A 20,932-nucleotide genomic window follows, 5' to 3' on the forward strand; every position below is an offset into this window, starting at 1 on the left:
GCACAGCAGTTGGCCTCGCGACTCAGCACCGAGCGGATCAGCAACGAGCGGGTGGCCGCGCAGCAGTTGGCCTCCCGACTCGGCACCGAGCGGATTAACAATGAGCGGGTGGCCGCACAGCAGTTGGCCTCCCGACTCAGCACCGAGCGGATCAGCAACGAGCGGGTGGCCGCGCAGCAGTTGGCCTCGCGACTCAGCACCGAGCGGATCAACAACGAGCGGGTGGCCGCACAGCAGCTGGCCTCGCGACCTGTCACTTTCGGCAGTCCCTCCCCAACGCGCGGTGGGGGCAACGGGTTGCCTCTAAGCAACGCAGCCGTTCATCTCACTATGGCGGGCCAGACACAGGAGTTCGGTTGCGGCATTGCGTGTGGTGTAGACATGCTTCGTCGGGCGGGCGTACACGTCACACCAGAGGCATTTGCTGCGGCAGCCAGTACGGTAGTCAACGGACCCCATTACCCCTGGCAGATTGCGGATGGCCTCAATGCACTTCATCCTACAACGAAGTTTCTGGGAGGTAGCCCGAAGTACGGGGACGGAAGTGGTCCGCAACCGCTGCGGGCCACGAAGGAGATGCCGCCGTTTATCGGCCTCTTCAGCCCCCAAATAGGACAGAAGTCGGGACACCACTTTGCCATTGTCGAGCGGATCGGCGAGACCTCGACAAGCATTTCAGATCCTTGGGGCAAAACAGCCCCAGTACCTGGACCCGCCGCATCCGGATCGCTGCCGAACAAGAAGTTCAGTGAACTTTGGATGAATTCAGACCAGCAGGGCGTTTTCCCGGTCGGCCCCAAGTGAACCTTGGATTGCCTGACCTTTTTGCCGCGTCCAATTGTGGCAATTCGCTTTCATGAAAACTTTGAATGGATGGGCGACCTAGGTGTCAGTATCTTCGGCTTTGAAGGGCACCATTGAATCCTCGACTTACTCATAAGGAATGGCGGCTTCCAGTCGGTTCGTTCGCGGCTTTTGAGGACAGCTAGGGGTCGATACCGCGAGCACGCGACTTTCGAATGCAGTCGTTCACACACGCTCTCGGCACGGTCCTCGGTTGTGATCGCCGAACGAACACTGTCGACGAGCTGGGTTCTCCCAGATGGAGTTGGCGAAGGTCAAGTTGCGAGGTGGACCGGTCGTTCGCCGAGAACGGCCGCGTAGGTCAGCTTTGTGCAGCCGACGTCATTCAGCAGCCCGAGGTTGAACGTCGGCAGACAGTCTGATGCTGCCGCTCGGTGCGTCGCCCTGTAGGTCTGCAAATGGCTGTCCAGCGAAGGCCGACGGACAAATTCGAGCGGCAGGTCGCCGACACGTCGCCGGCATGCGAACTGCTATGACGGTCAGGTCGTGCAGACTGGTCGACCAAGTTCGTCGATCGTGCGGTTGAGGTCGCTGCTTGCTTGCCATTGGCGTGTCATCTCGAACCTCAGGTAATGAGTCGGACAGCGACGACCATGGGCTTGAACCGCAGTCGCTGGCCGTCGCACACGGAGGATCTGTCCTGGGGACTCGGAAAGATGCCCCTGTGTTCCTGTGCGGCCCATGGGCCGCTGAGCCCATTGATGTGGAAGCGTGCCGTGCGTGGCACGTCGTGCACCCCGCAGTACGACGTGGTCGACTCCGAGCAACCGGAAGTTGCCAGTCATCGATCGAGCTTCCCCGCCGCTTATTCAAGCTTCCATTTGATCGAGCAGCCGATGCTTGCAGTCTGCTGATCCGGCGCGCGTCCGCTCTCGGCCACCTGCTTCATCGCCTCGTACAGCTCGTGCTTCCCGTCTGGGGCCGCTGGGTGGCGGCCCGACGCATCGAGGCGGCCACGGTACTGCAACACGCGGTCGCGGTCGAAACCGAAGAACTCGGGCGTGCACACCGCGCCGTGCGCGCGCGCCACGTCCTGCGACTCGTCGTAGAGATAGGGAAAGTCGAACCTGTGCTGGCGCGCGAACGCCTTCATGTTTTCGAAAGAGTCCTCGGGGTACGTGGCCGAGTCATTGCTGCTGATCGCCACCGCGCCGACGCCGAGCTCGCGCAGCAACCGGGCGTCGCGCACAATGCGGTCGACCACCGCCTTCACGTACGGACAGTGATTGCAGATGAACATCACCACCAACCCCTTCGGGCCGGCCACGTCGGCGTAACGCCAGGTCCTGCCGTCGGTGCCCGGCAAGGCGAAGTCGGGCGCGGTGTCGCCGCGCCCAAGCAGGTCTTCAGAATCGGACATGCCAACTCCTTGCACTGATGAGGTGGTCAGTCTACGACTGACCACCGATCCGCTGTGTACTGTCGCCGCATGATCAATCGTCAGCTCGGAAGTTCACGGTTCAGCGTCGTGGCGCTGTTCGGGCTCGCCCAGACTCTCTCACGGCTCAAGACGTTCATTCTCAGTTTGCAGCCGACCATCATGCTCGTCTAGTCGGGCGTGGATGCTGTCAGCGTGATCAACGATTTCAGCACTCGCGGTCGTAGTGGGTGAGGGCGGTCGCCATGAGCCGGCGCCAGAAATGGCCGGCTCAGTAATAGTGCGACTTTTCGTCCATTCCAGTCGGTGCTTATCTGTCAAGCCAGGAGTTGGGGCAACAGAGTCAGGCCGCCATGGGCTGCCGTCGAGCTGATCACTGCGCCGGCCAACGTGCGTGTGCAAGCCACTGCACGTGTTGAGCAGTACTTGTGTGGTCGCTGGACTTCTTCGACGAAGGTGAGGGCACTGAGCCAATGCAGATCGTATGTCCATGATCGAACGAGCGCCGATCGAACGACTTGACCTCTTAGCGGCCGTAGTCGCCATGCAAGCTTCGCGCCTCAGTCGGCAAACTCGCATCGTCATTCGACACGTCGCCAGCCACCAGTCGAAGTTCGTCCAACGACAGAGATTCCAGATGGATGGTCACGCCGCGATCAGCGACGGGTGCGAAATTGCGCAGAGTCGAACGTTTATAGGTAGGGTCGACGTGATGAACGAGGATTCGCTCGAGCAGGTCGTCGACGTCCCCGCCCCGTGCCAGATGTCTCCATGTTTCGAACTCATCACGGCCAACCAGCTTCGTCAGGCCTTCGAGTTTTCCGACGAATCCCACAGGATCCAACGCGATGGCTGGCTGCTCCTCGCGCCAGCACTTCACGCGCTCGAACATTGGCGCATCCATGAACACTGGCTGTGAGCGCAGCAACGAGATAACAAGACTTTGCGGCACCGAGAGGGCGCCGAGTCGTTGGCTGACGGCTTCGATCCAGACAGGTCTGGTCGGATCCAACTTTCGCAGCACTTCGATCAGTTCTCCTTCGAACTGTCTCTGCGTTGGCTGCTGAATGTTCAGCACGCCTTCCAGCGCGGCGGTGTGGCATGCCAGCGATCGCAGATCCACCACCTGCTCGCCGGCTTCGGCCAGCGCAAGCAGGAAGCGACTTTGGCCGCTACCGTTCGGGCCGCACAGGACGCGGTAGTCATACAGGCCAGTCAGCGCGAGCAGCGCTGCGCTGACCCAACGGCGATAAGCGCGCCATCCCCCCGGAAGTACGTCGACGTTCATGCCTCGCTCGCGCAATGCAGCGGCGAAGAAGCGGCTGCGCATGCCTCCGCAGTCGCTGTAAATCAAATACTCGGCGTCCACCTCGGCCGACACCCACTGGGTCGTCATCAGCAATTCGATATTTCGCCGAATGACGACCTCTCCGGCTCGCTCTGCAGCGTCGACGTCTGAGTCTGCCTTGGCATCAAAGTTGTCGGACTCGCAATCGATCGCGACTGGGACGTTGATCGCGCCGGGGATGTGGTCATCGTGAAATTCCGACGGCGAGCGCACGTCGATGACGTTCGCATAGCAGCAAAAGTCGAGGACCTCAAGTTGGTGCGGGTGAACCACCGACATCAGGGGATGAAAGGCGCCGACGCCAAGTCGCAGCGCGTGCGATGACTGTTTTTTCTCTGAATCTGTCACGTCGATTCCTCGTTCCTAAATCTATCTTCGGATCAAGGCCAGTCAAACGCGAACCTCCCTCAAGGCACGCGCATTGTGCGGCTTGCAACCGGCTAGGGAAACTTACATGACACATTTTCTATTGACTATGTACAGGCCAGCCCTCGACGGGGCATACGAGCTCGCCCACTGCGTGAGCCTGGTCGATCTCTCGACCTACCGTCGAGCATTGAGGACCACCGACAAGACCGCTCAGTCGCCAGAAAGCTGACAGGGCTTCACCGCCGTTCCACAACGCATCAAAGGGAGCCCATGTCCAGCCCGCACATCAAGCTGGTGCCTACGAACACCAGCTACGAGGATTCCGCCAACTTTCCCAGAGAAAGCGCTGCCCCTCGGCCACGCGTCCTGATCGTCACCTCGCACCCAGATCGCTTCTCGGATCTGCCCGCGATCGTGGATTTCGCACCCGATCACCTGGAAGCAGTGGCGACGGCGATCACCTTGCGCAACGAACTCAGCTTCATCATCGCGGATATCACGCTGACCCACAGCCGCGATAGCGGCTGCAAGCTTGCGTCTAATTTGCGCACTCACAATCGCATCAAAGTGCCGATCTACTTGGTCAGCGACAACCCGTTGCCATCGGATCGCCACTACGCCATGCAACGCGGTGCCACTGACTTGTTGTTGCGCGATCGGCGGATTCTGGCGGCAATCCTTCGTGGAGAGCCTGTGCGCAGTGCGGCTCGCTCGGCACGACTTGAGCCGACCTGGCTCGTGGAGATCATCACGGCCCTGCGGGAGTTCATCGCTTCGGAAGCCGAGCCCCGAGTGCGGACCATCTATGCGAGCTTGCAGTCCCGCCTCGTTGACGAAAGCATGGAGCATCAGGACGTCGTCAACGAGGCGAGTTTGCTGCTCGACGATCTCGACGACCGTCGCGCGTTCCTGCGGCTGGCCGGAGCCAGGCGGACATGATGCTGCGCTCATTCTCCCGACAAAGCCTGCTGCTGCAGTTCGCTGCTCTGATAGGCGCACTGCTGGTGCTGGGCACCATTGCACTGGTGACGATGCGCAATTCACTGGGTGAAGCGCAGGCGCTAGAACATGCGCGAGTAACTGCGTCCATGGTCGAAGCCCTTGGCAACTGGTCCAGCCAGTACCGGGGCGTGTGGGTCCTCAGCGAGCCCACGGAGACGAGCTTCCAGGTCGGCGATTTCCTTGAGCATAGGCAGGCACGACCCAGCGCGATTTCATCCGGCGCGGACAAGGCCTCGGTGCCGGTGTCAGGCACGGTCGCCATCACCCAGACGGGTGGAACCTTTCATCACAAGGATCCTTCGCATGTTCAGCGCGAGTTGTCGGCAGTGGTGGAGAAGATGGGCGGCGTCGAGCGGTTTCGTGTGACCAGCGACCGCGTCTTCGATTTGCGCAATACCCCGAATCGTTTCGAGCTGACGGCCATCGAACAGCTCCGCTCCGCGGACCCTGCGAACGCGGAGTACCACGAGGTCTCGGGTGATCGTCTCGTTTACGCGAAGCGTCTGGTCGCCACGGCCTCGTGCCTGGCCTGCCACGACACGCCCGAGAGGAGCCCCGAGGCGATCCGCAACAAGTTCACCGGCTCGCAAGGCTGGGGATTCAAGGAAGGCGGATTTGCCGGCATCGTGAGCGTGTCCGTGCCGATTCGGGGAAGCGGTGCGGGCGCGCTGTTTCAGCAAATGAATTTGGCCGCGTCGCTTGCTGTCACTGCAACGTTGCTGACATTCGGCGCCTTGCTCTACTGGCTGCGGGCCAATGTGATTCACGCTGCCCAGGTGCTCAAAGACTATGCACAAAGGATCCTGGAGGCCAAGGCCGGTGAGAAGGTGACTCGCGTGGATCTCGACATCGACGAGCACAGCTCCCGCAACGAGATGCACCGTTTGTCGGTCGCGATCAAGGCGCTCTATCGCGCGCTGCTGCTCGCGCAAGCCGACCGGGTCTAGGCCTTGCGGACCTGTGGCGGGCGGGTGACCGTGGTGGACTCCCTCGCATCGCCTTGTTGGATGCTGCACGGCGACGCGGGAAGCCCAGTTGAGTACGTTTGACGACCGACTGCAGCCTGTCGCTCTCGCACTGCCCGAGCTCGTCCACCGGACAGTCAGCGATGGGCGCCGGCTCGGGCTCACTCTCACCTATGTCGATGGGGCTGCGAAGGATCTGAAGACGGCGGGCGCGACGTGGTTCGGCGCGCGTCGCATGTGGGTCATTGAAGCCGTCTCCGCAGGCCAGGTGGTGGATTGGCTGCGCAAGGTCTTGCAGGGGCACCGCTTCGATTTCGACGAGGCCTACAAGCCCATTGAGGCTGCGCTGGCCAATCCGGACCGCGACTTCTTCACCAAACTGCTCGACGTACAGATCTTCCCGCTCACCACAGGCGGGTGTGCCGTCAGCTCGCTCTACGACCAGCCCGTCGTCAAGTGTCTGCGCGGGTTGAACGGGCGCTTTCACAAGAACGCAGCCGCGTGGGAAATCCATCGTCCCGTCGAAGCGATCTTGAAGGCGCTGCGCGAGCACGCTGGCGTCGACGAGGTGTTCGTCTTCGTCCACGAGCAGGCGGTGGTTCTCGAGGCCTTGCTATCCGTGGGAACGTCGCCATTGCCGCTCACGGTGCCTGCTGCATCGCCGCCATTTGGCGAAACGGCAGGGGACCAGGAAGAGCAGGGGACCGGTTTTCTCTCGACGATCGGCGAAGCGATCCAGCGCCTGAGCATCGACGAAGTTGCACTTGCAGGCATTGCTGATTCAGCAGGCTTGCGCAGCTACCAGGTCGCTGGCGTTCGGCACCTGGCGACCCAGACGTCCGCTTGCCTGGCGGATGACATGGGTCTTGGAAAGTCCAGACAGTCGATAGTGGCCTGCCGCCTGTCCGCCGGTGCCGAGGGTCGCATACTCATCACCTGCCCAGCGACGCTTCGCATCAATTGGGAGCGCGAGATCCTCGCGGTCTATCCGAATGCGCGCATCGGCATGGTCGGCGAGGATCGCATGTCGACCCTGTCCGGATGCGACTGGGTCATCGCCAACTACGAGCGACTCGGCGGTTTGGTCAAAGAGAAGGATCTCGACTTCCGCGTGATGGCAGTCGACGAAGCGCACTACCTGAAAGAGGCCCACGCAGGGCGAACGCGCAACGCCTTCATGATGGCCGGCCGCATTCCGCGCCGCTTCGTCATCACCGGCACGCCGCTGCTCAGCCGCGAGGTCGAGCTCCACACTTTATTGAGGCTGTCCGGTCATGCACTCGGACGCATGGAGCTTGCGGAGTTCCGCAAGCAGTACGCGGGATCGCCCGAAAAACGTGCGCTGTTGGCCGAAGCGCTCAAGGGATGGATGCTGCGTCGGCGTAAAGACGTTCTCACCGAGCTCGGGACCAAGACTCGGCATGTGCGCTATGTCTCGCCCTCGGAAGGCCTTGCCGCGTATCACGAGGTGATGAAGGACATGAGCCTGACGGTCATGCCCAAGATCACCAAGCTTCGCCAAACCCTCGAAGCCCTCAAGACGGAGTTCCTGATCGAGACGGCACAGGGTCTGGGAGAGGAAGACAAGCTCATCATCTTCTGCGAGTACATGCAGACGGTGGAGACGCTGAAGCATGCCCTCGCGGCCAGCGGCATCGGCTGTGTCACGCTGGTCGGTGCCGATTCGATGAGCAAGCGGCAACGGGCGATCGATGCGTTTCAGACGGACCCGTCGATCAAGGTCTTTGTGGCCACCACCTCGGCGGCGGGCGTGGGCATCACGTTGACAAAAGCCAACTGGGTTTGTTTCGGGAGCTGCCCCTGGGTTCCGGCCGTGATGCGCCAGGCGGAGGACCGTGCGTACCGCATGGGACAGACGCGCGACGTGAACGTCCTGATGCCCCTCATTCCCGGAACGATCGACGAGAAGATCTGGCGCCTCATCGAAGCGAAGACGGAGATTGAGGAGGACGTGGTGGAGGCGGTGCGCGCCGAGCTCGAGCTCGCCTGAATAGGTGTCGATACGCATGTGTAGGCGACGTCGCAAGACGTCGCGCGACCAGCATCGAACTCACCAACCATCGGCTGATCTTGTCTCGGCGTACGAACGTACTCCGGCAGATGCTGACGAACCCGCAACAGAATGTGCAGCGCTCTTGACGACTGAGCCAGCTGCAGGTAGCTTTGTCGCATGTTGTCCCTCGTGGACTCATGAGGCGCGTCAACTCCTGTAGCGCGCACACCTCGCAAGAGGCCGGAGTTTTTGTAATGTTCGTCACCCCCGATCGGGAAGATAGCTTCCCGATCCCGCAAGGGGTGGAGCGATCTCCCGTTCACACTTTGGAGATCGCTATGACCAAGTCCCACAACCAATCGCAAGCCTCATCCGACGAGGCCTATTTCAACCTTCAGGTGTCCGGCTGCGGCTACCTGTCACGTGTTCGTTGGGTCAATCCTTCGAGCAAGGGCCGCAAGAGCGAGCCATTCCTCGCATGCGCTGTCAACGCGTTGCGCGGCGCAGTCACCGATCCGGCCTATACCTACTTCGACCTCAGAGTCAGTGGCGAAGAGGCCGGAGTGTTGGTCGAGCAGTTGAAGCAGGACGTCGATGCAAACCGCAAGGTCTTCATCGCTTTCAAGCTGGGTGATATCTACCCGCACTCTTACGAGCGCAAGGCGTTCAACGAGCACGGCAAGCCTACTGGTGAGATGGAGACAGCCACGCTGATCAAGGGCCGCCTGCTGCTCATCACCTACGTGAAGGTCGACGACGAAGTCGTCTACCAACGCAAGGACGATGACGAAAACGGTGACGATGCCGGCGAACGTGAAGCACCGCAAGGTGCCGAGCGTGAGCCGCAGCAGCGCCAAGGCGGCGAAGCGCAAGCGCCTCGCACGCCAGCGCAGGAAGAGGGTGGTAACGCCCGCTCCCAACGTCGCCAGGCCGCTACGCCAGTCAAGGATCGCTCCCGCGTCCGCGACTACGTCGAAGCCTGAGTCCGAGGTTCGACATCGCAAACAAGCCCCGCTTCGGCGGGGCTTTTTCTTCAATCACATTCGACAGCCTGTTGAGCAAGGCCGGCGATCGCGTCTTCGGACGCGGTACTGCGTTCAAGACAAAGCAGTTCACGCCGAATCAGCTCGATCTCAAAGGTCGCCTTCAGATCCCGTTCGATAGCATTTGCGAACCGGATCCGGGTTATTGGCAAGTCGCTGGCTGGTGGCGCTGGACGCGGCGTGGAACGAGGGCGCTTCGGCTTTGCTTCACGTTGCCCACCACTGCACCGGCATCCGCAAAACCATCGCGCGCTTCCTCGGCCGCGACGCTGTAAATCATCCAGTCCTCTACCTACACCAAAGGAAATCATCCATGAAAGTTAAACAAGTTCAACCTCGTCGCCATCTGGCGATTCGTCACTTGCTTGCCGCCATGGCGATGCTGATCGCGGCTGCAGGCGCGTGGGTCATCTCCACCAATGAACGCGCCGCTGGCCTCGATCTCACAAGGATCGACATGACTGGGATGAGCGCCTTGTGCAAGCGTATGTGGGTCTTTGCCATCATCGTCAACAACGGGGCGATCATGGTGACGCGAAACAGTTGGACCGAGTTGGCGATATAGCCTCGAAGGAGAAGAACATGCCTATCGAATTTTCCAAGCTGAAGGATGCGAACACTGTAGGCATCGAACACCGGAGGGCTTTCGTGCGCACGCTGACCGGAGCGGACATCGTGCGGCTGATGCGCCGCCACCATCGAACGCTGCGTGGAATCAAGGCCGATCACGGGATCACGCTCAAGCGGGTGCGCGAGGTCCGTGCTCAGGGTGTCACTGGATTCATGGCTGAAGACTGGTTTCGAATCATCACCGGTCGCTGGCCGGAGCAGGGCGAGTTGTGCGTGCTGGCATGGTAATGGTGGCAGTCGGGCAGTCGATCGATCTTTCGCCGCCCTCCGTGCTCGTGTATGCTTGCCAAACATCCCCGCGTTTGCCAGTTTTGCGGTCATTAAACTGGACGGGCTCACCCCCGACAAACGAGACACGTCAACCCCTGGAGCGTGTACGGCTGCAAGGCCTGGGGTCACTGTAAGTCGCGCGAGAACACTGCGGTAGCTGACAACGTTCCGCCAACAGAGTTTTTCTACTGCTATGCAACCTCGCCGCGTCTGCTTGGAAAGCTGACGCTGCCTTCTGAACAACCGCCAGTCCTCGCAAGAGGCTGGCGGTTTCTACTTCAACTTCCAACGCCCGCCGGGATTCGCGCCCGGCCGGGCTCGAGCTCTCCGGCGCGTTCCTTTGCGCAAACCACGGAGAGTCCAATGCTCAAGACCAAAGGCACCCTGCAGGTCAAAAGGATCAAGCAAAGCCGCAACGGCCCGTTCTGTGTGGCCGATCTCACGACCGATTTCGGCGAATTCAAGGTCAAGGACCCGTTGCTGGACCAGTTCGCTGAAGGCGAATACAAGGGCACGTTCTGGATCAGCGAAATCTATCTGAGCCAGTACGTCAGTTTCGGGCGCGGTGTGACCGAGTTGCGCGCCCGGCTGAACGATGTCCAGGTCGACACCGAGCGGGGTCTGCCCGCCGGTGCCAGCAAGGAGCCCAGCGAGCTGGATCCCGTGGACGAACCGCCGCGTTTGCGCGTGCGGTCAAAACCGGAGACCCCAGAAGCTGCTCCCCAGCCTGCCAGGCGCCTGACCACCCGGCGAGGCGCATCGAAGAAGAATGAGGCCGACGCCGAAAGCGCGGCCGATCGCGAATTGTTCGGCGACGAGATCCACGACAATGTGGTTCGCCGCATACCCCTCAAGCTGGATCCGACGATCGACGACCGTGTGCGCTTCCGTGCACAGGCCGAACGACTCGGCAAGCTGGGTTTCAATTTCGACGCGAAGCGGCAGACCTGGGATCCATCCGGCGAGCCGGCTTAATCGCGCCAGGAGGCGTTCCTTTGTGGAACGCCTCTGCGTACCACCTCCTTCCCGCTTTTTTTGCTCAGCGGGCTTTCTGTTGCGCCTCATGGACGCATCAGCAAGCCCGCGCCTTGGCGTGGGAAGGTTTGGAACTGGGCAGCAGCTGCCCGATGAGCTGTGGCCTTTGCGATCGATTCTGTCGATCGCGCCCTTAATCGGCATCCTCGGCCCTTGATGTACGGGTGCCCGCTTCCGAGCGGAAGGGCATCGTTGAACGATCTTCAATCTCAAGCAGAACCCGTGGGGTTCCCACAGCCGCCCAGAGCGACCGTTGTGGAGACCGCATTGCGGTGCAACGCGTTTCAACCGCGGCTGCCGGCAGCAGCACGAGTGACGACGCAATCGTCGAGGCGCCTCAACTCCTGAGAGACGCACGGACCACCGGTCCTGGAGTTCCTGTAGATCCCTTTTTGTAGATCAATTTTCCGCCACTGGGCTGTGCAACACGGCCTGCGGCACGTGGTGACGCCCGCCAACCTTTGAAAGGAGTCACCCGTGTTTCAACCAACCACCACTTCAAATGAGGAAAGCATCCGCACTTTCTGGCGGGCCTACATGGCCTGGATAAAGACCGCGACGGACGAAGAAGTCGTGCGGCTCGAAGCCGCGCTGACGAACCTGCAGACCGCCGAGGTCATGCCGATCGTCAGAGCGATACGCCTGGTGCTTCGTGACGATCTGGCGACTCGGGAGCTCCCGGCGTCGTTGATGCAACAGCTCGAAGAGGCGAGTTGGCCGGCCGCGCAAGCGACTGGCTGATGCGCAGGAACTTCGCAAAGTCGTGAGGGATGGACAGCAAGGCCTCCAGTTCGAGGCTTGCTCGTCCACCTTCGACCACCGTGAGGGCTTGACGGGTTTCCATGCCCGGCAGTCTCTCATCAATTCGTGAACGGGGGGACGAGCTCTCCGGAGTTCTCCGCCGAATTTTGAAAGGAGCTGATTTCCATGAACGAGATGCCAAACCACGATGACGGCTGCGTCGTTCGGTTGGCCAACAGCCCGACCTGGTCGAGGCGGATTGATTGACTGTCTTTTGATTTTCAACCCCGCGGGGCCTCGCCCCGCATGGGGCGGGCCCCGCAAACCACTGGAGATTGAATCATGAACGTTGCATCCCCATCCGTGCGCGTATTGGAGTCCGCCTCTTCCTTGCGGATTGCCCTCAGTGACGATCACAAGGTCAGTACCGTTGCGTTGGACCTTGTCCGCGCTGCGGCCGAGTTTCAACATCGGCAAGTGCGCGGTGAAGACACGTCGGGCTTGATCGCCGAGCTCAGCGAGCGCTTCAAGATCGACCCTCGCGTGGCGCAGGCGTTGCTGGCTGGCCAAGTGAAGGCCGAGGTCGACGGCGACCACCTGGTTGTTTGCGCGACCTTACCCGCCGACGTCGAGCAGTCGCTGCCAGCCCGCCCGCGTGCCTGCTTACGTTCCATGGCCACCAACGTGGGGCCAGAAGAACGCGCAAGGCGCATGCAGTCGGTCATGCTGTTCCATACCGCGTCTCGCGGAGTGAGCGAGCAAGGCGGTGACTCGCCAAGCCAGCTCATGGAATTCCTTTGTGACCTTCGCCATTGGTGTGATGAACGGATGGTCGACCTCTACAAGGGGCTCGACCAGTCGTACATCCGCTACATGCACAACAAGTACCGCGGCCGGACACCCAACGACCGCCCCTGAGCTTTCAGCAACCACCCCCGCAGGGAGTCCCTCCCTCGGGGGGATTCCTTGCGGATCTCTTTTAAGGAGGCCGCATGGCTTTGATCTTTTCGCGCATCGCGCACAACTTCATCAAGTCGGGGTATTACCCGACCGACGAAGTGACCCTTCAACGCATCGTGAATGCAATCGTTCCGGCCGGCTCGACGGCACGAATTCTCGACCCGTGTTGCGGTGAGGGCACGGCCTTGGCGGAACTGCAGCACGAGCTGCAGGAGCAAGGGACGTCGGTCGAGTCGCTCGGAATCGAGTTCGATCAAGAGCGCGCCTGGCATGCCAAACAGATGCTCAGCCGCGCGATCCACAGCGACATGCACGACGTCGTCATCAGTCCACGCAGCATCGGCTTGCTGTTCTTGAATCCGCCCTACGGGTACGGTGTCGCCGACAAAGCGAACACCGGCGACTCGGAGACCGCCGAGCGCATGGAGAAGGCATTCCTGCGCAAGACAACGCCGTTGCTTGTTCAGCGCGGCGTGCTGGTGTACATCGTGCCGCACTACGTGCTCGATGCCGAGCTCGCCACGTTCCTGGCGCGCAACTACCGTGACTTGCGCGTCTACATGGCACCCGAGCAGCAGTTCAAGCAGTGCGTGATCTTCGGCATCAAGGATCGGCCGCGGCACCCGCCCCAGGCGGTGCTCGACGAGTTCGCGAAGATGCGTGCCGGCGAGTTGGCCGAGCAGGTCCTGCCCGAAGTGTGGAGCGACGAGCCATACAGAGTGCCGGCAGCGGTGGACGACAATGACTTCCGCTTCCACGCTGTTCGAATGGATCCTGCGCAGCTTGCCGACGAGTTGAGTCGCTACGAACGCTCCACGCTGTGGGACGGTTTCGAACACTTCTTCGGACAGTGCGCCCGCGAACATCGCCGGCCTCTTCGCGACATGTCGCAGTGGCATCTGGCGCTGGCCTTGGCGGCCGGCCAGGTCACCGGCGTCGTCAAATCGCCCGCCGGGCGTGTGTTGCTGATCAAGGGCGACACGCACAAGCAGAAGCACCAGGCCAAGGTCATAGAAACCGACGCGGACGGCGGCATCACGGAGATCGTGACGATGACCGACAAGTTCGTTCCCGTGATCAATGCGATCGAGTTCACGCCGGGCCCGCAGCTCGGACAGATCGTGACGATCCGTTGAGAGAACACGCCGGCGCTGCCGACGGCGTTCCTCGGCCTTCGGGCCGGGGCATGCGCGATCAACCAAGAGGGAACCAAGAATGGTTGATCGCGCATGCCCTTGGGCTTACAGTTGGAGCATCCGTGTCGTTGGCTGATCGACCTGAAAAGTCAGCCACCTTTCGCAGCGCGTCAACTCCTGCAACGCGCACGCCTCGCAAGAGGCCGGAGTTTCTGTAATGTTTGTCAAACCCGATCGGGAAGATTGCTTCCCGATCCCCGCCAAGGGTTCGACGCGATCTCCCGTTCACATTTTGGAGATCGCCCATGAACAAAACTTCTCAACCCAATACGCGAGCCACCTCGGTCTTCGAGGAGCTGAGTCGTACTGATCTCACGCAGTGGCAAGGTGTCGTCAGCCGCGTGAAGGATCCGGTGACTGCACGACTCGTCGTGCAGTACTTGGACGCCTTTCCGCAACTGAAGGAGAACCGTGCAGGCGTGTACCTCGCGGCGTGTGAGACGGTCCAGCGAGACCGAATCCGCTTCGCGAAGTCCTACCGCAAGGGCCGAATGGCCGCGGCGGTCCTGACGTCCTTGATGAAGCTGGGCAAGGCCATCCTTGGTCTGGCCCGCGCAGTCAAGGCACAGGCCGTCATCGCTGAATGTCCGCAGGTTCCTGCTGCGGGCAAGGCACCGGCGTCGGTCTCGCATGTCGAGCCGACACGCGTCTGCGATCGCATGGTGTTCCCAGTGATCGTTGATCCCTTCGCCGCCCAGGCTCCGCTGGTCCACTGATGCAACTCGACCAACCCATCCCGCCTCGCGTGGGATGGGCGAGTCACTTCGCCCACTTCGAAAGGAGTTCAGATGGGACAGAAGACCTACACCATTCGCTGCACCGTGTCGTGCGACGCCTGCCAAGGCAGCGGCCGCGTGACGAACCCCGTCTGGCAGCGTTTCTTCGTGGAAACGCGCGACCAGAAAGATCCCGACGAAGAGGCATGGGCACGAGCCAATGGCTTGAGCTCGGCCGTGGAAATCGGACACGAGGAAGACTGGTGCAACGCGTGCGAAGGCGACGGGCAGGTGGTCCGCGACGTATCCCTGTGGGATGCGCTCACGGATCTCGGCGTGACGCTTCGGGTACGCAATTGAAGGAGAGGTGCAACATGCTTGACGACGTCACCGTTGCAATCGACCGCCCCGGATTGCCCGCGGGCTGCGGCAAACTTGTCTGGGACTACTGCCACTTGGCACTGCCCCTGCAGGTCATGAGACAGAACACGTGGACTCCGTTCTACATCGGCACATGGGACCCAGATAGTTTGACTTGTTCCCAAGAGTCCGAGCAGACCTACCCGACGCACGAAGAAGCGGACCAGGCCCTGAAGTCGGGCAACTGGACCCAACGTCGCCGGCCCTGAGCCGGAACGACCTCTACTCAACCGACCACCCTTCGGGGTGGTCATCTCTTCGCAAGGCAGGCGCATCGCCTTCCTTGCAACAAGCCAACCCGGCGGACTTCCGCGCCGGTCAGGCCGCGATAGTCCGCCTCCTTTTCAGGAGAGCAGGATGTTCCGAGTTCAAGAGTTCCCCGATGTCATCGCGGACGCATGTCTGCGTGACAGCGAAGGGCGGTTTCTCTTTTTGTCCATCTACGGTCGCGACAACGCGACCTTGCAGTTTCTGTCCGCGATGGAGTTGCCGCGCGCCGAGCAAGGTGTTGACCGGTTTCACCTGGTGGACAGCGAGGGCCAGGCGCACGCTGTCGACGTCGGCGGCACCGACCGGCTCACCAAGCACAGCGGCCGCTTGCCTCGTCAGAACATCTTCGGTCCCGTCAGTCACCTGTGGGTGTTTGACACCTCGTTGGCCAAGCCCGACCTGGCAAACCGGCACGCCTGGGTGCTTCGTCGCGCGGCTCAGCCGCTCGATGAGTCACAACGCGCGCAACTGCTGAATCAAACCTGGGAAACCGTGAAGACCTTGTCTGCGGTTCCCTTGCTCGATGACTGGCGTGAGCCGGTCATGGAATTCGCGTTGACAGCCGGCATGGTCCGACTGATCGACGATCGGATCTACCCACCTCTTGGCCCCATTGCGGGGGCGCGGGTGGCGCTGGGGCAGCACTTTCTGCCTCGGCTGAGCCAGCTGGTGGCCGCAGGACAACTGCGGCTGCCGGCTCAGGTCGCGGCGTCGCCAACGACGCCGCTGGCGCTCGCCATGGCGTGAGCACCTCCTCCTAACTTCATCTCTTCACCAACCCGCGGGGATCTGCCCACGGGGGCGATCTCCGCATCCTCATGGAGATCCATCACATGAATGCAGTCGTCGACATGCCGGCGCCGCCGGCGGACGTGCTCGAAGCGTCAACCAACGCCGGCCCGATTAACCTGGTCGATTTCATCAACGAGTTCGGCGCCGGACTATTGCAACAGGTGCGCAGTCAGAACCCGCCGATCTACGACGGCAAGCAGTTGCCGACGCGCAATGCCGTCATGGATGCGCTCAAACGCAAGCCGTTCGAGGCGCAACGCGACGCGATTCACGCGCTGGCCACCTCGCTGCTTGACCACGACGGTCCTGCCGCAGTGCTCAACGCCGAGATGGGCACAGGCAAGACGATGATGGCCATCTGTCTGGCCGCCATCGCCATCGCGGAAGGACTGCGCCGCGTCCTTGTCATCTCTCCGCCCCACCTGGTCTACAAGTGGCGGCGCGAGATCAAAGAAACGGTGCCGGGCGCACGCGTGTGGATCCTCAACGGGCCCGACACGCTGCGAAAGCTGCTCGCGTTGCGCGCGGCGCTGGGTGCACCTCCTTCGAACGAGCCCGAGTTCTTCATCCTCGGCCGTGTGCGCATGCGCATGGGCTTTCATTGGCGGCCGGCGTTCAATGTCCGAAAGGGCATCGACCGCGGTATTGATGGCAGCGTCCAGCGTGTCGAATACGCCTGTTGCCCTCGGTGCGGCACGACGATCAGTCGACCCGACGCCGATGGTCATCCACTGCCGGTATCGGTGGTGCTGGCCACGGCCATGCTGTCCGACAAGCGCGGCGCCTGTGAGAAGTGCGGCGAAGCACTGTGGACCTTGATCCGCCCGGGCAGGCCCGCGCGATCGTTCAAGGACCTGGTGCTCGATGCGTTGCAACAGATGCCGACGATCGGTGAGAAGACGGCTCAGCGCCTCGTGAATACCTTCGGCGAGGACCTCTTGGGATCGATGCTCGGCGACAACGTCTACGAGTTCCTGTACCTCATGGACGAGCAGGGCAAGCTGGTTTTCGGCGATCGGCAAGCGAATCGAATGGAACGGGCGCTGGCCAACTTCGAGTTTTCATTCGGAGAGGGCGGCTACCAGCCCACCGAGTACGTCAAGCGGTACTTGCCGCAGGACTACTTCGGGCTTTTGATCGTCGATGAAGGCCACGAGTACAAGAACGAAGGCTCTGCCCAGGGGCAGGCGATGGGGGTGCTGGCACGCAAGTGCCGCAAGGCGCTCCTGTTGACCGGCACGCTGATGGGGGGTTATGCCGACGACCTGTTTCACCTGCTGTGGCGTCTGGATCCGCGCAGCATGATCCAAGACGGCTTCCGCCCAAGCAAGCGCGGCAGCATGGCCAGTGCAACGATGAGCTTCATGCGCGAGCATGGGGTGATCAAGGACATCTACAAGGAGTCCTCGAAGAAGTCGCACCGTACCTCCAAAGGCAACCACGTCACGCATCGCGTGTCAAAAGCGCCCGGGTTCGGACCCAAGGGCATTCTTCGCTACGTCCTGCCGATCACGGTCTTCCTCAAGCTCAAGGACATCGGCCAGAAGGTGCTCCCGCCGTACAGGGAGTACTTCACCTCCATCAAGATGACCGAGGAGCAGCAGGTGGCCTATGACAAGTTGGCGAGCGTGCTGGTCAAGGAATTGAAGAACGCTCTGAGGCTGGGTGACAACAGCCTTCTCGGTGTGGTGCTCAACGTGCTGCTGGCCTGGCCGGACTGTAGCTTTCGTGACGAGTCGGTTTGCCATCCGCACACACGCCGGATGCTGGCCTTCCAACGCGCAGTCTTCCACGAAGGCGTTCCGACGCCGAAAGAGGTGGATCTGCTGGAGCTTTGCCGCAAGCAGAAGGCGCGCGGGCGCCGTGTGCTCGTGTACTCCGTCTACAGCGGAACACGCGACACGACGGCGCGCCTTAAAGCGATGCTTGATGAGCAAGGTTTCAAGACTGCAGTCCTGCGCGCCAGCGTGGATGCTTCGCGTCGAGAAGACTGGGTCGCCGAACAGGTCGACCGTGGCATTGACGTGATGATCTGCAACCCCGAACTCGTGAAGACGGGTCTCGACTTGCTCGAGTTTCCGACGATCGTGTTCATGCAGTCGGGCTTCAACGTATACACCGTTCAGCAAGCCGCCCGGCGCTCCTGGCGCATCGGGCAGAAGGTCGACGTCGAGGTTCACTTCCTCGGCTACGAAGGCAGCGCACAGATGGAGTGCCTGCGGTTGATGGCCAAGAAGATCGCCGTGTCCCAGTCGACGTCGGGTGATATGCCCGATTCCGGCCTGGAGATTTTGAACGACGCAGGCGACAGCATTGAGGTCGCCCTGGCCAAGAAATTGATGGCCTGACCAAACCGCCACGTAATCCAACGTGGTCACCGGCAGTAGGCCGGTCAAAAGCCGCGCACTGAGAAGTGCGCTTCATTCCCCCCGACGGGTCGTCCATGCGCCCCGATGGGGCCGGGGCACCCGACATTCACTCAAAGGAGAAGTCAACATGCTTCGTGTTGAAGATGTCACCGTGCCCTACGGCAATTGGAGTCCCGAAGAAAGCGAGATCCTCGGCCGCGCGATGTCGGTGCTGAACAGGCGACTGCGCGGTCCCGTGCTCAGCAGTCCCGATGTATTCAAGCAATACCTGCGGCTTCGCATCGGAGGCCTTGGCTACGAGGTGTTCGGCTTGGTGTTTCTCGACGCCCAGCACGCAGTCATCGCGATCGAAGAGATGTTCCGCGGCACGCTCACGCAAACCACGGTGCATCCACGAGAGGTGGTGATGCGGGCTTTGCATCACAACTGCGCCGCTTGTGTCGCGTTTCATAACCATCCATCGGGTCACTGCGATCCGTCGAGTGCAGACGAGTTAATCACGGCCCACTTGAAGCGAGCCCTTGATCTCGTCGACGTGAAACTACTAGACCACTTCGTGGTTTCCGCCGAGTCTGCCGTGTCGTTCGCTCAGCGCGGGCTGATCTAGACCCGTTCATCAACCCAAGGAGGCGCCGGGGTGGGCGCTCTCCATCACTTCATTGGAGAAAAACATGTACCAACCCAACGAATGCGAACTGAGCACGACCCTCGCCGCGCTGCGCCTGTGGCAGCGTGTCGGCGCGGTGCTCGACGTAGCTGAAAACGTCGTCGCAAGCGCCGGTGATTTCTGGCCGTTGCAGCCCAACGAAATAGAAGCTCTGCGCGAGCGTCTTGCAAATGCTGCCGAGCCGCCCGCTGACGAAGTCTTCGCTGTTCTGGAGCACGGGGAACTGGGCATCGCGGTGACTGTTCACCGCACGCGGCAAGCGGCAGAGAAAACGTTGCGCAAGGCCTTGAGCGAGTACGAGAGCGCTGGCGAGCCCGTGTTCACGTCGGGGCAAATCGATCGCCATATCGCTTCTCTCGCTACTGCACATGAGCGAGGCGACTGCGAAAGGATTGAGGTCCTGGATCGGGCCAGCCTGTGGATTGACGTGTGCGAGCTGCATGCATGAGCGCTGTCGCGGATGTTGAATGGAATCGAGAAGACAGCAATGCGGCCAGCGCCGAAGGGTGGGATCTCATCGACGCAGGTGGACTCCTGCAGGTCCAGCATGTCGACGAGGCGGACGTCCTCGTCGACGACGCCGCGGCCTGGTACATCATCCTCGCCGGCACGTTGCCGCATCACGAAAAGGTGCGATCGATTCTTCGAAAGACGGCTCCCATCGAGTGGGAACACATGCTGCAGTACGCGGACAACAAGTGCATCGACGTCGCTCTGTCGCGCGCTGAGTTGGACGCGCTCTTGGCATTTCGTTCTCTTCACGGCCGCGCGTGGAAGTCCGCGCTGTGGCGGTGCTGGGAGCGATCCACCTATCCCATGCTGGCGAACACCCATGCCGCGTCGTTGCAGTTGCTTCGCAACACGCGCGGCCCTGAGTGGCTCAAACGAGTGAGCAGTCGCGAGCTGTTCGGCTCGTAACTCCGTTGGCCCGGGACCGGCGTACCGCCGGACCGGGTCAACACATTGATCAGGGGGCAATCCGCGAACCCCAAGCACCAGAAACCCCGAAGGGACTATCGCCAGCCCTTCGGGGTTGGTGTCAACCGATCAATCCATTGAAAGGGCAACACTGGCTATCGCGTGGAGCGCTTTGATTCCTGCGTTCAGGTGCCCACTTTGAGGGGATGGAGCGAGGCAATGTTCACCCACTCCCATTGACAGGCGTGTGATGTCTTCAGGCCAATCCGAGTCTGTCGCGAACGCTATTGATCGCCCTGCGGTGCTTGCACACCTCGGAGAGGCCTTCCCATGCCGGCTCGGCCGGCGATCATGATCGCTATCATTCTCAGCTACCACCGGGATTGGTGACTTGCCTGTCCCAGCACCAACCGGATCGTCAACTCTGGCACTGCAAAGGCGGCGGGCAATGCGGCGATTTTCCAAGGAGATCACCGAGCTGCGCGCATTGGGTTTCGCAGAAAGACTTCCCATGGAGCATCATCCTCTGCGCAGAGCATCGTCGCTCGTCTTGAGTCAGGTCGTATCGGCGTCGCAGTGGAGTTCTGTGCTCGGAGGCTCCGTCGATGAGGGCCGATGATCTCCGTCAGGCCATCAGATTGTCCTTGCTGGGCTTCTGCCGCACCGCCGGGTGCGCGAGTTGCTCCCTGTGAGATTCGATGAGAACCGCGGATCGTTTCCCGTAACCGCTGGCTTCTTTCTGTTCTGGAAGAAGGCCGGGTAAAGCAGGGCATCACACTGCGACGCAGCCATCCACGCGGTCCCAGGCGTTGCGGTCATAAGTGACCGCTGCGCATCCGTGACCAGATTCAGCAAGCAATTGCTTGGCCACTGACTTTTGGGGCGACATCGTAGTGTCCTTTCGCGAGTACTCGATTACTGGCAGATCAAACAGAGCCTTCACGGGGCGTCTCAGCTGCTTCACG

Annotated in this window: 22 protein-coding genes; 20 read left to right on the forward strand and 2 right to left on the reverse strand. The window is 61.3% G+C overall.

All coding sequences use genetic code 11. From position 1 onward, the window contains the following. Positions 1-804 (forward strand): hypothetical protein (locus AC30NL_RS00035; RefSeq protein WP_489461967.1); only part of this gene is annotated, 804 nt, incomplete at its 5' end. Between the two features lie 865 nt (positions 805-1,669). Here AC30NL_RS00035 and AC30NL_RS00040 read toward each other — a convergent pair. Then, on the reverse strand, positions 1,670-2,224 hold the full coding sequence (locus tag AC30NL_RS00040; protein ID WP_489461968.1) for a thioredoxin family protein: 555 nt from the start codon (positions 2,222-2,224) through the stop codon (positions 1,670-1,672). 69 nt (positions 2,225-2,293) lie between these two features. Between AC30NL_RS00040 and AC30NL_RS00045 the strand changes: the two genes are divergently transcribed. Then, a complete protein-coding gene (locus AC30NL_RS00045) occupies positions 2,294-2,416 on the forward strand; it encodes a hypothetical protein (protein ID WP_489461969.1) in 123 nt (40 codons plus the stop codon). 352 nt (positions 2,417-2,768) lie between these two features. On the opposite strand, the gene AC30NL_RS00050 is transcribed toward AC30NL_RS00045, so the two are convergent. Beyond that, the gene (locus AC30NL_RS00050; protein ID WP_489461970.1) at positions 2,769-3,938 is read right to left on the reverse strand and encodes a rhodanese-like domain-containing protein; all 1,170 of its coding nucleotides are present in this window, start codon (positions 3,936-3,938) and stop codon (positions 2,769-2,771) included. Between the two features lie 291 nt (positions 3,939-4,229). Here AC30NL_RS00050 and AC30NL_RS00055 point away from each other — a divergent pair, with 291 nt between their 5' ends. From AC30NL_RS00055 to AC30NL_RS00140, 18 genes are all read left to right on the forward strand, one after another. Then, positions 4,230-4,898: a hypothetical protein gene (locus AC30NL_RS00055; RefSeq protein ID WP_489461971.1), complete on the forward strand. Its 669-nt coding sequence runs from the start codon at positions 4,230-4,232 to the stop codon at positions 4,896-4,898. Then, complete coding sequence (locus tag AC30NL_RS00060; protein WP_489461972.1) at positions 4,895-5,908, forward strand: Tll0287-like domain-containing protein; 1,014 nt, start codon at positions 4,895-4,897, stop codon at positions 5,906-5,908. The genes AC30NL_RS00055 and AC30NL_RS00060 overlap by 4 nt, the downstream gene beginning before the upstream one ends. 88 nt (positions 5,909-5,996) lie before the next feature. Next, complete coding sequence (locus tag AC30NL_RS00065; RefSeq protein WP_489461973.1) at positions 5,997-7,937, forward strand: DEAD/DEAH box helicase; 1,941 nt, start codon at positions 5,997-5,999, stop codon at positions 7,935-7,937. A gap of 341 nt (positions 7,938-8,278) precedes the next feature. After that, a complete protein-coding gene (locus AC30NL_RS00070) occupies positions 8,279-8,923 on the forward strand; it encodes a DUF3577 domain-containing protein (RefSeq protein WP_489461974.1) in 645 nt (214 codons plus the stop codon). Positions 8,924-9,128: 205 nt separating this feature from the next. Next, positions 9,129-9,548, forward strand: a complete 420-nt coding sequence (locus AC30NL_RS00075) for a hypothetical protein (protein WP_489461975.1) — start codon at positions 9,129-9,131, stop codon at positions 9,546-9,548. A 17-nt stretch (positions 9,549-9,565) separates the two neighbouring features. Next, complete coding sequence (locus AC30NL_RS00080; protein ID WP_489461976.1) at positions 9,566-9,841, forward strand: hypothetical protein; 276 nt, start codon at positions 9,566-9,568, stop codon at positions 9,839-9,841. A gap of 405 nt (positions 9,842-10,246) precedes the next feature. Beyond that, a complete protein-coding gene (locus tag AC30NL_RS00085; protein ID WP_489461977.1) occupies positions 10,247-10,858 on the forward strand; it encodes a DUF3275 family protein in 612 nt (203 codons plus the stop codon). A gap of 537 nt (positions 10,859-11,395) precedes the next feature. Next, positions 11,396-11,659: a hypothetical protein gene (locus AC30NL_RS00090; protein WP_489461978.1), complete on the forward strand. Its 264-nt coding sequence runs from the start codon at positions 11,396-11,398 to the stop codon at positions 11,657-11,659. Positions 11,660-12,001: 342 nt separating this feature from the next. Further along, positions 12,002-12,577, forward strand: coding sequence for a hypothetical protein (locus AC30NL_RS00095; protein WP_489461979.1), 576 nt, complete (start codon positions 12,002-12,004; stop codon positions 12,575-12,577). Between the two features lie 74 nt (positions 12,578-12,651). Beyond that, complete coding sequence (locus AC30NL_RS00100) at positions 12,652-13,755, forward strand: DUF6094 domain-containing protein (RefSeq protein WP_489461980.1); 1,104 nt, start codon at positions 12,652-12,654, stop codon at positions 13,753-13,755. A 305-nt stretch (positions 13,756-14,060) separates the two neighbouring features. Continuing rightward, positions 14,061-14,531, forward strand: a complete 471-nt coding sequence (locus AC30NL_RS00105) for a hypothetical protein (protein ID WP_489461981.1) — start codon at positions 14,061-14,063, stop codon at positions 14,529-14,531. Positions 14,532-14,603: 72 nt separating this feature from the next. Beyond that, positions 14,604-14,891, forward strand: a complete 288-nt coding sequence (locus AC30NL_RS00110; RefSeq protein WP_489461982.1) for a hypothetical protein — start codon at positions 14,604-14,606, stop codon at positions 14,889-14,891. 14 nt (positions 14,892-14,905) lie between these two features. Further along, positions 14,906-15,160: a hypothetical protein gene (locus tag AC30NL_RS00115; RefSeq protein ID WP_489461983.1), complete on the forward strand. Its 255-nt coding sequence runs from the start codon at positions 14,906-14,908 to the stop codon at positions 15,158-15,160. A 148-nt stretch (positions 15,161-15,308) separates the two neighbouring features. Further along, a complete protein-coding gene (locus AC30NL_RS00120) occupies positions 15,309-15,968 on the forward strand; it encodes a hypothetical protein (protein WP_489461984.1) in 660 nt (219 codons plus the stop codon). A gap of 104 nt (positions 15,969-16,072) precedes the next feature. Continuing rightward, complete coding sequence (locus AC30NL_RS00125) at positions 16,073-18,361, forward strand: helicase-related protein (protein ID WP_489461992.1); 2,289 nt, start codon at positions 16,073-16,075, stop codon at positions 18,359-18,361. 148 nt (positions 18,362-18,509) lie between these two features. Beyond that, complete coding sequence (locus AC30NL_RS00130; RefSeq protein WP_489461985.1) at positions 18,510-18,989, forward strand: JAB domain-containing protein; 480 nt, start codon at positions 18,510-18,512, stop codon at positions 18,987-18,989. Between the two features lie 64 nt (positions 18,990-19,053). Further along, positions 19,054-19,497, forward strand: a complete 444-nt coding sequence (locus AC30NL_RS00135; RefSeq protein ID WP_489461986.1) for a hypothetical protein — start codon at positions 19,054-19,056, stop codon at positions 19,495-19,497. Continuing rightward, positions 19,494-19,967: a hypothetical protein gene (locus AC30NL_RS00140; RefSeq protein ID WP_489461987.1), complete on the forward strand. Its 474-nt coding sequence runs from the start codon at positions 19,494-19,496 to the stop codon at positions 19,965-19,967. The genes AC30NL_RS00135 and AC30NL_RS00140 overlap by 4 nt, the downstream gene beginning before the upstream one ends. Positions 19,968-20,932: the final 965 nt, after the last annotated feature.

This window comes from Rhizobacter sp., assembly GCA_021153565.1.
Lineage (GTDB): Bacteria > Pseudomonadota > Gammaproteobacteria > Burkholderiales > Burkholderiaceae_C > Albitalea.

What these genes read in the sequence shown, in the direction of transcription:
- AC30NL_RS00040 (WP_489461968.1), bottom strand. Translation starts at nt 2,224, where the DNA reads ATGTCCGATTCTGAAGACCTGCTTGGGCGCGGCGACACCGCGCCCGAC.
- AC30NL_RS00045 (WP_489461969.1), top strand. Translation starts at nt 2,294, where the DNA reads ATGATCAATCGTCAGCTCGGAAGTTCACGGTTCAGCGTCGTGGCGCTG.
- AC30NL_RS00055 (WP_489461971.1), top strand. Translation starts at nt 4,230, where the DNA reads ATGTCCAGCCCGCACATCAAGCTGGTGCCTACGAACACCAGCTACGAG.
- AC30NL_RS00060 (WP_489461972.1), top strand. Translation starts at nt 4,895, where the DNA reads ATGATGCTGCGCTCATTCTCCCGACAAAGCCTGCTGCTGCAGTTCGCT.
- AC30NL_RS00070 (WP_489461974.1), top strand. Translation starts at nt 8,279, where the DNA reads ATGACCAAGTCCCACAACCAATCGCAAGCCTCATCCGACGAGGCCTAT.
- AC30NL_RS00080 (WP_489461976.1), top strand. Translation starts at nt 9,566, where the DNA reads ATGCCTATCGAATTTTCCAAGCTGAAGGATGCGAACACTGTAGGCATC.
- AC30NL_RS00085 (WP_489461977.1), top strand. Translation starts at nt 10,247, where the DNA reads ATGCTCAAGACCAAAGGCACCCTGCAGGTCAAAAGGATCAAGCAAAGC.
- AC30NL_RS00095 (WP_489461979.1), top strand. Translation starts at nt 12,002, where the DNA reads ATGAACGTTGCATCCCCATCCGTGCGCGTATTGGAGTCCGCCTCTTCC.
- AC30NL_RS00100 (WP_489461980.1), top strand. Translation starts at nt 12,652, where the DNA reads ATGGCTTTGATCTTTTCGCGCATCGCGCACAACTTCATCAAGTCGGGG.
- AC30NL_RS00105 (WP_489461981.1), top strand. Translation starts at nt 14,061, where the DNA reads ATGAACAAAACTTCTCAACCCAATACGCGAGCCACCTCGGTCTTCGAG.
- AC30NL_RS00110 (WP_489461982.1), top strand. Translation starts at nt 14,604, where the DNA reads ATGGGACAGAAGACCTACACCATTCGCTGCACCGTGTCGTGCGACGCC.
- AC30NL_RS00115 (WP_489461983.1), top strand. Translation starts at nt 14,906, where the DNA reads ATGCTTGACGACGTCACCGTTGCAATCGACCGCCCCGGATTGCCCGCG.
- AC30NL_RS00120 (WP_489461984.1), top strand. Translation starts at nt 15,309, where the DNA reads ATGTTCCGAGTTCAAGAGTTCCCCGATGTCATCGCGGACGCATGTCTG.
- AC30NL_RS00125 (WP_489461992.1), top strand. Translation starts at nt 16,073, where the DNA reads ATGCCGGCGCCGCCGGCGGACGTGCTCGAAGCGTCAACCAACGCCGGC.
- AC30NL_RS00130 (WP_489461985.1), top strand. Translation starts at nt 18,510, where the DNA reads ATGCTTCGTGTTGAAGATGTCACCGTGCCCTACGGCAATTGGAGTCCC.
- AC30NL_RS00135 (WP_489461986.1), top strand. Translation starts at nt 19,054, where the DNA reads ATGTACCAACCCAACGAATGCGAACTGAGCACGACCCTCGCCGCGCTG.
- AC30NL_RS00140 (WP_489461987.1), top strand. Translation starts at nt 19,494, where the DNA reads ATGAGCGCTGTCGCGGATGTTGAATGGAATCGAGAAGACAGCAATGCG.